The sequence below is a fragment of the bacterium genome (assembly GCA_008933615.1).
In the GTDB taxonomy this organism is placed as follows: domain Bacteria; phylum CLD3; class CLD3; order SB21; family SB21; genus SB21.
The window spans coordinates 24,668-36,402 of sequence record WBUR01000019.1; the positions used below are offsets into that span (position 1 = coordinate 24,668).

Sequence of the window (11,735 nt, forward strand, 5' to 3'; positions counted from 1 at the left end):
CAGTATTGTGGCAAAAGAAAAGATATTAGTGGTCGATGACAGCGCAACGCAACTCATAATGTATAAGATGGCGCTAACCAAAGCCGGTTATCTTGTCATCAGCGCAAAAAACGGAGTAGAGGGCGTTCATCTGGTTGAAACTGAAAATCCCGACTTGATCGTAAGCGATATTATCATGCCGGAACTCAATGGATATCAATTCTGCCGCCTTGTCAAAGATGACCCTTCACGCGGCCACATTCCTATAATATTGTTAACCAGCCTTGGGCAGCAACAAGACCGTTTTTGGGGCATTGAAGCTGGAGCTAACAGCTTCGTTACTAAGTCTACGGATACCGCAGAGTTGCTTGCCGAAGTAGACAGGCTTATCAAGAGCTTTGTCAAACCGCAGATGATTGATTATTCAGAACGAGAAGAGGATAAATACGCTGTCAGCTCTCCTGAAGGCGCGGAAGAAAGCGTTAAGACTAAGATCAATAGGATTCTTGAACGCCTGCTGTATGAATCTACCGTTTCAAATCGGATGAGGGAATTGTCCCGCTATGCATATAATCGATCCGAGATGATGAAAAAGGCTTTTGAATTATTTCATCAGATAGTAGAGTATCATGTGTCCATTATTACTCTTTTTGTCAAAGAGGATGTGCATTTTACGATCGACATTCAAAAACCGGTCACGGACGGATTTGTAGAAAAGTGCATGGAGACGGCGCTGGAACAGGATTTTAATCCTGAAAAAATTCGCCTGGGTATGGCCAAAAATGTGCGTAAGGAAGTTCTGCAGGAAGAGTTGGTGAAAGAAGATGGCACAGCCGATATACAATCGACTCTGATCATACCGCTGCAGGATGATGAGGAGGCCGTTGGATCTATTGCCGTATTTACATCGGATACCTTTGCATATAATAAGGACATTCACAAACTTGTTCAGCTCATCGCGCGGGAGCTCCTGCTCACTATAAAATATATCAGGAAATTGGAAGAGATCGAGAGGATGAAAACTAATTTTACTTCAACGATCGTGAATGATCTGCGCGGCCCGATCATTGCTAACCAAAGTTTTGTGGAGGCACTTTATCATGAATACGTTGATCCGGTCACAGAAGATCAGAAAGAAATTCTTGGAAATATTCTTGGAAATAACAAAAAACTACTCAGTTTTATTAATGATATCCTTGATATTTCAAGGATCGAATCAGGTACCCTGGAAGTCTTTGTCGAGAATAATACCGTCAAAACGGTATTAGATGAAGCTGTCAAAAACATGTCAATTCTGGCCGAGCAAAAAGAAATTATGTTGAATAATGAAATTGAAGATGAGACTCTCAAGGCGGTGTTTGATGCAGAAAAAATTATTCAAGTCATGAATAACCTTATTTCTAATGGAATCAAATTTACTTCAAATGGGGGAAGTGTTTCGATCGGAGTTCAGGCTGACTCAGGCAACCCGCTTCGGTTTTACGTTCGAGATACGGGCATTGGTATTCCGGAAGATGAATTACCGTTTATATTTGAAAAATATAAACGGGGCAGCGGCGTTTTTTCAAGTGACGAGCATGCCGCGGGCGGCGGTGTTGGGCTGGGACTGGCTATATGTAAGTCCATTGTTGAAGCGCACAAAGGCAAAATTTGGGTAGAAAGTAAAGTAGGAGAGGGCTCGGTAGTGTATTTTACCGTTCAGGCGGAGAAATAGATGGATTTTTTTCAAAATGAAATAGAAGAAGAAATCAAATTATCCGATGATGAACGATCGAGGATTCTATCGTTTCTTGCTAAGCTAGTACAGGAAAATTCAAATCAGGGTATAAGCATTGTTGCGTTAAAAAACGCAAAGATCACAAAGCCGGTTCTCGTGCAACTTGCTAAAGAGGGAGTATCAGATGCCGTCTCAGTCTTATCTGAGCTCAACCTGAGAGGAATTCTTGAAGAAGCGAAAAATCCGGATACAAAGGAAGAAATTGCCACCGAAATGCTGGCGCGGCTCGTGATTTGCAATGTGCCGGTCATACGACGGCGCGCCATTCATCTTCTGCTGAAGATTAATTCGGAAAAACTAATTGAAGTGCTTAACGATAAAGGGCTAACGCCTAATACGCGCAACGATATTTTTTCCGACGTGATCTCGGATGAAGAGACGTCGTTACGTATTATGCTTCGTCTTTTACGAAACACGGCAACGCCCCACGAAGTAAAAGAACGTATTATCACCAAAATAGCCCGAATTCGTAAAAACATCGAAGAAAATTCTTCACAGATCATTGATTGGAACCATCGCATTGAAGATCTTGAAAAACGCAAACGCATAAAATTTCACACCATTGAGAAGTATCATCGAGAGGTAATGGAGTCATTGGATGAATTTAAAACGATACCAAATTTTGTCATGGATCTGAAATTTGATGTTGAACTCGCCTTTGAGAACCTGAAAAATTCTGTAAAAGAGCAATGATGAATCCGCCCTCTGAATCTATGGGTCCTTCATTTTCTGCTTTACCGTACGCCATTTATCTGATCTGCCTGGTTTTCATTATTATACTATCGATTGAACTTTCACCTTCAGCAGAAGGACATGGCACGCATCGGCAACTGGGATTCCCGCCATGCGGCTTCTTGACAGTGACAGGATATCCCTGTCCATCTTGCGGTCTTACTACGTCATTTTCCTATCTCGTACGAGGACACGGAATTAAATCCTTGGAAACGCAGCCTTTTGGGGCGTTCTTGTTTATCACTCTGATAGTATTTGGGATTATTGCTTTAGTTGGTTTGGTAAAGAAAATACCAGTTTCTGTTTTTATGGAATCGATGTTGTTTGAGCGAATTCAAGTTCTATTACTGGTTTTGTTTTTACTAAGCTGGATTTACAAAATTTGTATCATGGCAGTTTAAGTGTCGTTTTTGTTCAGGATTCCGATTTGAATCCATGCAAGTAATCCCATGATGATAAGAAGAATATAGGCAACGGCCGAAGCATAGCCCATTCTAAAATCTCTAAATGCCAATTCATAGACGTAATAGATCACAGTTGTGGTCGAATGGAGGGGCCCTCCCTTTGTCATTATATACATTTCAGTAAATATCTGAAAACCTTTGATCGTACCGATCACAATAGAAAACAGGATCATAGGACGAATAAGTGGAAGTGTGATATATCGAAATTGCTGACATGAACTTGCTCCAGCTATGTCTGCGCTTTCATACAATTCCACGGATATATTTTTGATTGCGGCAAGAAATAGAATACAAAAATATCCGGTCCCGATAAATATGTCCATTCCCATGATGCCCGCTAATGCAGTTTTTTCACTTAATAAGATCCCTTCGGGTTCGGGTTGAATTCCGGAAAGACGCGCGAGGAAACTTATATAACCGTCCTGCGAATATAATTGTACAAAGATCAACGACAAAACGGTTATGGAAATAATGGATGGTAAGAAAATGGCAGATCGAAAGAAGGCTTGAAATCGGGAAGTTTGGTGAATAGCATTGGCAAAGAGAATAGCAAGAGCAGTGATAACCGGAATGGTTCCAATGCAGAAGATGAGTGTATTTTTAAGCGCGAGCCGGAATGTATCGTCATTTAACATGGAGCTGTAATTCTCAACTCCTATCCAATGCGCCTTTTCGGGAGATAAAAGCGAATAGTCGGTGAAGCTGAGATAGAATGAATAAACAATAGGGTATGCCCAAAAAACAGAAAATATAACAATCCACGGCAGAATAAAAGCGAACGGGTGTGAAGTGGTCCGGAATAGTTTCATTTTTATTAATTCTTGGTGGATATTTATATTGACTTTTCTTACTCGTTTGTATATATTTTGCCCGCAAAAATATGCGTTCATTCAAATTCTTGATAGTGCTGGTGTAGCTCAGCTGGTAGAGCAACTGACTTGTAATCAGTAGGTCGACGGTTCAATTCCGCCCACCAGCTCTACGGCTTTAGATATCTATCAGAGATTTCAATTGACATATTTTGACTCACGGGCAGTTGGCGGAGTGGTCAATCGCAACAGACTGTAAATCTGTCGGGCTATGCCCTACGGAGGTTCAAATCCTTCACTGCCCACGTGTAAACCCTCAAATCTAAGTTTGAGGGATTTTTTTTGTAAATTTGCCGGGCTATGCCCAGTGCATGCCTATCCGATGTGCTGGAAAAGGTTCTGCGCCCAAAGCTCATCAGCCTTTGGCTGAAAATCCTTCACTGCCTACGTGTAAACCCTCGAATAAATATTCGGGGGTTTTCTTATTGATGGGTCAGAATGCGTCATATACACAAAAAAACCCATCCCGATTAAGATCAGGATGGGTTTTTTTTGAAACAAATAAATTATTTAGTATTCAAGAACTTCGCCTCATTGATTCTTGGTATGTCGCTGCCGTATTGCGTATTGATGGCGTCAATAAACGCATTGGCAACAACAGCATATCCATGAGAAGAAGGATGTACACCGTCTAAGCTAAATAATCCACCTGATAAAAATTTAGCATTCGCAACAAATCCGCCCGGGTATGAAATTCCGGTTGTGGCAATATTATTAAAGATGGTATTGAAATCGACTACAGTTACGCCATTGGCCGTAGCGGCAGCTGCGATGGCGCTATTATACGTGTCAATAATCGACTTAATGCTTCTTACTTCAGCAAAAGTCAACGTGTACTTTCCGCTAACGGGGTCTAAAGGATGCAACCCATAAGGTGTCGAGGCGTTCAAATCTCCAATGGATGCCGACGTGCTTCCGAATACTGAGGAAGCAGGCAGCAGCACATATTGGATGCTGTCTTTGGTTTCCTGATAATAAAGCCGCCCTTTGGCGCCGGTTACGGCGCTTAGGATTAGTGTGTCAACAACCGGCAATACTGTCGGATTGGGATAAAGAAACGTAAAGTAAGGAATCGACGTGACGTAGGGGATATTGCCTGTAATAACTTCTGATCCGGTAATGCCCGCTACACTTGTCAAAGCGTCTGTATACATGTCAGGAAAATTCAGTGTTGATGGAAAACCAAACCCAGTAGCCTCGGCTTGGCTGCGCGGTGTATATGGTGGAACGCCTGAGATAGCCGTAAAGGATCCATTTAAACCGGCGCCGTTGGTAGCATAGCCCAAAATATCGTTGTGGCCTTCCCACCAAATGATAAATGTCGGATTCAGAGTCTGCAGTTGTGTAAATTGAGATCCTGATCCACGTAAGATCGCATCGAAAAGTGTATTAGGAGAAGATCCGAGCACACCGGCGACCCAAGAAGTGGCAGAAGACGTTCCGTTCTTGAAATCATAAATAAATGCACCCGGAATACCCAAATTATCATATGCTCTTGCCAATGCGGCATTAATGAAGCTGTTGGATGGATTCGTTACCGCGGTTGGTTTCGTCGTTGTTAAATTGAGAGTAAGTATGCCGCTGGTACCTGGATCATCAACCAACGGCTGTTCAAAATCCGAACCCAATTCGCCGCCGTGTTCTAAACCTAATTGCCTTGATATCTGCGCACCATAACTGTTTACCTGAAATTGTTCAGATAAACCTCCGTTTTGATAGCCGGCCGTTAGACTATTTCCGGCGACGACAAATTTTGTGAAATTCGCCGTTCCGCTTGTTGTAATTAACGGTAAAGGTTTTTCACTGCTGGACGGATAATCTACCGAGCAGCCGGCATAGACTATGGCGGCAATAAGCAACGATAGACCGTGTTTAAGCATTGTTTTCATTTTTACCTCCAAAATATTTTCAATACGTTGTTGTTATTTTGCGCCAAAGTTATAGCCAAATCCCAATGAGAATAAATTAACGTGAGAATTATAGACTCCATCATATCCATCAACATTTGTTGATTTAGTGCTTCTTTCCTTGAACATGACTGCAAGGTATGCGGCATCAATGTGCCATGCGTCATTAATCTTGTATCCGACACCAATTCCGATATCGTTGCGATCTGCGTCCGGCAGGAGAGGATTAAGGGTTTCTGTTGGAGCCGGCGTTTTATCATATATATAACCGAGGCGTGCATATAGTTTCTCATTAACGGCGTATTCGGCGCCAAAACGTATCTGCCAGGTATTTTTGTAATTTTCTTCAAGAATACTCGTAGGTAAAATGCCGGATTCCGGGAACTCAATTTCGACGGTTTCAAAAACGCTCCAACCTGCATATACATAATCTAATTCGATCGACAATTTTTCAATCGGCTTGTACGCAACACCAACGACCAGACTGCTTGGAAATTCCACTGATGTATTGCCGTTTTGTTTTAAGCCGCCATAAAGCGGGTTTGCAAGTGTTGATGCGACGTTAGCATCCAGTGCAGAAATGCCCGTATTGATCTGGCGGAATCGGGCAGTGCCTTTATACTCATTATTAACCGAGTGTTTGTAATCAACCCCAAACGATAGTTTTTCATTGACCTTTGCATAACCGGCTAGGTGAAATCCGAACGATCCTTTGTCTTCTCCTTCTAGTTCCACACCGATGACATCATACAGACGGTTTTCGTCTCCATTATTGAACATAGCTCCGCTGTGACGCTCTAAGGCAACTTTGGAAAATACATAATCGATACCTACGCCGATGCCAAACATATCATTGATCTTGTAAGAAAATGTCGGTGAAATGTAAACGGCCTGAATATCTGCCAAAATCGATCTAAAACGACCGCTGTAGGTGTTGTTCTTATTTTCCCATTCAGTTCCTAAGCCAAACGGGGTTGTAATGCTTAACCCGGCGGCCATCTTGTCGTTAATCTGATATATTCCGTAAGCATAGAAAGGTGGAAACCACTTATCTTTGGCTTTTTCCTTTACACCGGCACCGGGAAATTCATCAAGTCCTGAGAATTTCGATAAAGATTGGACCGGGGTTATACCGGCATAAACACGCCATTGTCCCGGCGTACCGTAGAATGCGAGACCGGCCGGATTGTAGAAAGCCGCTGAGGCGTCCCACGGACGCGCCACTACAGCGCCACCCTGAGCCGTTGCGCGGCCGCCTTGTTCATAAATCGAAAAGCCGCCGGCAAACACTTGTTGCGACAGTAACATCACAACCAGCATACCCATTGCAGCTTTTGCAAAAAACTTCGTTCGACATGAGTTCATCTGTGATCCTCCTGAGGTTAGTTTTTTCAGTCGATAAGACGTTAAGAGAATAAAAAGAAGAGCTATTAAATTAAAGATTATTACTTAACAAGAACATGTTGAGACAGGAAGGCACACGAAATTGCTTGGAAAAACTACCTAAAAAGAAAATGATTGTCAACATAATTTTTTGACATAAGTATTTAATGTAATTAAAATAATTAAAACACTGGACAAGTAATTGTCAGATTGAATGCGGCAATGATAACGGGTGGTAGCACTAATTAATGCTATGGCTTAAGAATGGTAAGGTCGTCAAACGCAATTTGCACTTCAGGCAATACAGCCAGGCCCACATTCCCATAGATGAATGTATCATCAGTCACTTCACTTATTTGTTGATCATTTATATAAAGCGTGAAACGGTTTCCGATACATTTTGCTGTTAGTATATTATCTCCTTCTGATTTGATGGCCTCGGAAAAACTCCACGGCGCAAGATATTTCCAGTTTGAATTGACGTATTTGCCAAAAGCATATTGCCGATGTTTGTTTATAAAAAAAATGTATCCGTCCGTTGCTGTTTTCACGCGCAGCATCAAACCGTACCCGCTGGCTGCAGAGCCTTGAATCCACAGCGTTTTCACAGAAGCGGTGAAATCATAATAATCCTTATCGAGCCATGACGAACTACCGTGAACAGAATCATACATGACATAAACGCCGCTTTTCATGTAATTATGGTGATCTTCGTACCATTCATTTTGACCGACGAAATTTTCATAAAACATTAGTTTTGCGGTCATGGGCAATTTAGTTTCATCAACCATTTTTTCGTAATGGTAGACTGAACTGATATGTCTACAATCCGAATCAAAGACACCGTTATGATCCAAATCCACCCAACCGATTTGCGCACGAGTACGATCACAGAGAAAAAGATCATTAGACTTCATCATACAGACATCTTTGATCTGCCTGTCTGTGTATTGCATGCCTGCCATATCCAAAATTGAAGCGGTATGCTGGGTGTTCTTATCATCGTACTCGTCCATTGCGTTGAATACATGTCCTGTTTCATGCGCAACAACTTTCCAAATCTGATTATAGCCCCAGCCGTTACACTTGTTCGGGATGACCATATTCGGGCCGCCCACATAAGCCCACGCGACACCGGATTTATTTGCGAAATAACCATCGTCATCGTTTCGCGCAGGCACAACAAATATTACGAACGACCAATCTGTTTTATATTGCTTCCTCAAAACATCCGAATAGGCACGGGTTCGCTCATAGTCTTCACCCTCAGTATAGCCTAATTGGTTCATACAGTCTTTGACCCAAATAGGGCTTTCTTCTCTGCTTCGTGTTATGGGTTCATAGCCGGTAGTACACCTTTTGATATCATACGTCCAAGACAGATTTGCACGATAACCTCCCTCCTGTGACCACCACTCCATGCCACCGTAAATTTGCTCGGTAATATGTTCAATATCATTTGGCGTCCATGTCTCGGTCTTATGGTCCGTAGTTCCGCTTGATTCTACAATAATTATTCCTACACTTACCGAGCCAATTAGGTAGTCGCTCGTGTTTAAACTTTTCGAATTCAGCATTGCTGATTTATTATTCGCGGCTACGTTCGTAGGTCTGCGAGGAATCTCGTCAGGGTATTTATTTATAGCAACTTCATGCGATTTTACAGTGGTAATGAATAAATTATTCCAGTTGTTGACACCCATTTCTTCTGCCGTACTCATGTCTTTCAGAGTTCCGGGTCCAATCGGCTCTTCTGCAATTAGTGTGATTATTCCGGTTAAATTTAAAGCTAATTTACTTTTTTCGGTAAGATAAGCTTGAAGGATCCGAGGTGGGTATATATGAACAACATGTCCGCCGTTAAACTCAATTACTAATCTTGTCGGTTCGAGTTGGCCGGTTTCTTTCAGGACGATGAGAACGCGTTTTCCTTCGAAAGCGGATTGTCCCCATAAAACTGAAGTGAATAAGATAAAATATAGCAGGGTAGAGAGGTAAGTAAATACAGATTTAGTACATGGCTGCGAGCGCATGTTATTCTTGTGATACGGGTCGCTCGGTTTTTTCCGTTTCTGATTCGCCCGTTTTTCGTTGTTGAAGTATCCGGTCAACAATGGAGTCGGTCGAACCGCTGCTCTTGATGACTTCACCGTCCATGGTGAGAAGAGGCGTTCCTGGTAATTTGAATTTCCGTTTTGATTTAGTGCGTTGTGTAACAAAGGCCTGACGTTTCTCTTGAGTGTTTAACCGCATACGAATCAGTTCATCATATATACGTTTTTCTGATAATACGGTAAATCCATATTTTTCCGTATTCATCATATCGCCGATCAACTTCGGCCCAAGATCTGGATTTTCACGAATAATATCGAAAATTTTTGCCTTTTGTTCTATGCTTAAATGCCGGGCTTCGATATCGGAGCCGTCACCCTTGTTCTTTAATCCTTCATCACCTAATTCGGCAAAACGTTTTTTATATTTATAGTACGTTGAAGTTGAAATACGCGCCTTCTTACACGCATCTTTAACGCTCATACCGCCTGCTACATCATCGAGGAGGGTTTTGCGTAAATTAAACAAGACGTCACCGGACGCCATATTCTCTTTAATTGCAACAAATGTTATGTCGTCGTTCTGCGGGGCTCCTTCAGTAAACGACAAAATTTCCTGACGCATGTTTTCCACGAAACCCTTGGCGTCATTCAAAGCAAATCTTCGAATACTCTCGAGAAAACGTTCATCGCTAAATAGGTCGCGGTTCGTATTCATCGCTTCCGTGATTCCGTCTGTATACGCAATGAGAACATCGTCCTCAAGCAGTTTGATGCTGTCGGTTTGAATGGATTGGCCGAACAATTTTCGATCCGGCAAAGAAATACCTACCGGGAACCCGCGTGGATTCAAATAATAGGTTTGTTTTGTCGATGCGCGGTGCAGGATCATCGGATTATGGCCGGCGCTGGCGTAGTGAATGGTTCGATTTCGTGAATCGAGAATAATATAGAACATCGTAACGAACATTCCTTTTTTCATATCGTCAACGACAAAATCGTTGACACGCGCCAGCACATCGCCAGGGTTTTTGTTTCCACGAGCCTCAAGCCGTAATGCGGTTCGAATCATAGTCATAACTAAGGAGCCGGGCACGCCTTTACCGGAAACGTCTGCTACAACTATTCCGATTGTATCTTCATCTACGCTGATAAAATCAAAAAGATCACCGCCGACTTCTTTTGCGGATTCATAATAGGTGGAGATATCGTAACCCTGTACTTCAGGAAAACTGGTCGGGAGCAGCATGTGCTGAATTTCTTGAGCGACCTGAATTTCTTTTTGTAGCTGTTTCTGCTGAACAAGGCCAATCTGCGCTTTACGAAATTTTGATGCCATGTCGCTAAAAGCCTGCGCGATTTCACCGACTTCGTTCGTAGTGTCAATATCCATATCATCGGTGATCGTCTCATGCCCCGCTGATCGGATCCAATCGGTCAGCTTTTGGAACGGACTGATAATACGCGCAACTAATATGGCGATTCCGGAATAACCCAATAAAAGAATAAGCGTAGCTAGTACGATACCCAATAGTTTCAACGTTGCCATTTCGCTTTGAATCGTTTGTTCCTTTACAATGACACGTGAATATCCTAATAAGTTTTGCTGATCAATTATATTAGAACGATAAATGGGCGTATGGACGTCAAAAACATATTCGTCATCCCAGAGGTATTTGTATATCTGCGCAGTCTGTAGAAGTGCCGGGTTAGATATTTTTTCAGCCAAACTGTCCGGCAACTCTTGGCCATCCTGAATTCCCTGAACTTCAATTACTTCATAATCTGAAGGAATCTCATATTTACCCAAACTCTGCCGCCTGGACGAAGCAAAAATACGCTCCTCTTTGTCTACAACGAAAACGTCAACGATAAGGTTCTCGTTTTCTTTTTTAAGCGCATCAACAATTTGGAAAACGGATAGGTCATTGAAATCCGCCATATATTCAGAACTTGAAGTAGATGTGGTCGCAGAAATGGCCGTAATTCGCTTTAATATCTGACCCTCCAGATTTTCCGTCTGAACTTTCTGAAATGCAATATATCCTGCAACAACGAACAACGTCAAAGCGGCTGAGGAAATGATGGCATATCTGTTTCTAAGATTGACCTGACTTAAAAATGTTTTTCTTTTCGATTTGGCAGTACGATATTTGACTAGGCGTAATTCGTTACCTTCGCTCGTTACCTGATAATCAATTTCATCCATCAGCTTTTGGAGCATGAAAATACCAAGGCCGCCTTTCTTGCCGATCTTGATATATTCCTTCATGTCCGGAGCTTTGGCGTTTCGCGGGTCAAATGTACGCCCCTGATCTATCAGCACAATAGTCAGACTTGACGTCTTGACGATCGACCGCATGGTGACAAACCCTCTGCCGGGAGTGTCTCGATAGGCATGGCGGATGATATTAGTCACAGCTTCATCCGTGGCGAGCTTTAACGAGCCGATAACCTTGTCATCAAATCCGTTTTTTCTTCCGATGGTGACCACAAAATCACGAAGATCGGCGAGATACTTCATGTCCGCCGGAACTTTCAGTTCTTCTTTATGTGAACTCTTAAACAGCATA

At 42.4% G+C, this 11,735-nt stretch carries 8 protein-coding genes and 2 tRNA genes; 5 read left to right on the forward strand and 5 right to left on the reverse strand.

Annotated elements, in window-relative coordinates; all coding sequences use genetic code 11:
* The first annotated feature begins 7 nt into the window (after nt 1-7).
* Genes F9K33_08590 through F9K33_08600 form a run of 3 tightly spaced genes read left to right on the forward strand, consistent with a single transcriptional unit; the run spans nt 8 to nt 2,889 of the window.
* A complete protein-coding gene (locus F9K33_08590; protein KAB2879590.1) occupies nt 8-1,693 on the forward strand; it encodes a hybrid sensor histidine kinase/response regulator in 1,686 nt (561 codons plus the stop codon).
* Nucleotides 1,694-2,449 (forward strand): hypothetical protein, encoded by a 756-nt coding sequence (locus F9K33_08595; protein KAB2879591.1) that lies wholly within the window; start codon nt 1,694-1,696, stop codon nt 2,447-2,449.
* Entirely contained in the window at nt 2,446-2,889 is a 444-nt protein-coding gene (locus tag F9K33_08600) for a DUF2752 domain-containing protein (protein KAB2879592.1), read from the forward strand. Before F9K33_08595 ends, F9K33_08600 begins: the two co-directional genes overlap by 4 nt.
* Here the strand turns inward: F9K33_08600 and F9K33_08605 are convergent.
* Nucleotides 2,886-3,842 (reverse strand): sugar ABC transporter permease, encoded by a 957-nt coding sequence (locus tag F9K33_08605; protein KAB2879593.1) that lies wholly within the window; start codon nt 3,840-3,842, stop codon nt 2,886-2,888. The genes F9K33_08600 and F9K33_08605 overlap by 4 nt on opposite strands.
* A gap of 16 nt (nt 3,843-3,858) precedes the next feature.
* On the opposite strand from F9K33_08605, the gene F9K33_08610 reads away from it, so the two are divergent.
* Together F9K33_08610 and F9K33_08615 are read left to right on the forward strand one after the other, a co-directional pair.
* Nucleotides 3,859-3,931, forward strand: a tRNA-Thr gene (locus F9K33_08610).
* A gap of 51 nt (nt 3,932-3,982) precedes the next feature.
* Nucleotides 3,983-4,066, forward strand: a tRNA-Tyr gene (locus F9K33_08615).
* 261 nt (nt 4,067-4,327) lie between these two features.
* Here the strand turns inward: F9K33_08615 and F9K33_08620 are convergent.
* From F9K33_08620 to F9K33_08635, 4 genes are all read right to left on the reverse strand, one after another.
* Nucleotides 4,328-5,710 (reverse strand): hypothetical protein, encoded by a 1,383-nt coding sequence (locus F9K33_08620; protein ID KAB2879594.1) that lies wholly within the window; start codon nt 5,708-5,710, stop codon nt 4,328-4,330.
* A 33-nt stretch (nt 5,711-5,743) separates the two neighbouring features.
* A complete protein-coding gene (locus tag F9K33_08625; GenBank protein KAB2879595.1) occupies nt 5,744-7,093 on the reverse strand; it encodes a hypothetical protein in 1,350 nt (449 codons plus the stop codon).
* A 269-nt stretch (nt 7,094-7,362) separates the two neighbouring features.
* Complete coding sequence (locus F9K33_08630) at nt 7,363-9,144, reverse strand: hypothetical protein (GenBank protein KAB2879596.1); 1,782 nt, start codon at nt 9,142-9,144, stop codon at nt 7,363-7,365.
* 1 nt (nt 9,145) lies between these two features.
* Entirely contained in the window at nt 9,146-11,734 is a 2,589-nt protein-coding gene (locus F9K33_08635; GenBank protein ID KAB2879597.1) for a SpoIIE family protein phosphatase, read from the reverse strand.
* Between the last annotated feature and the right edge of the window lies 1 nt (nt 11,735).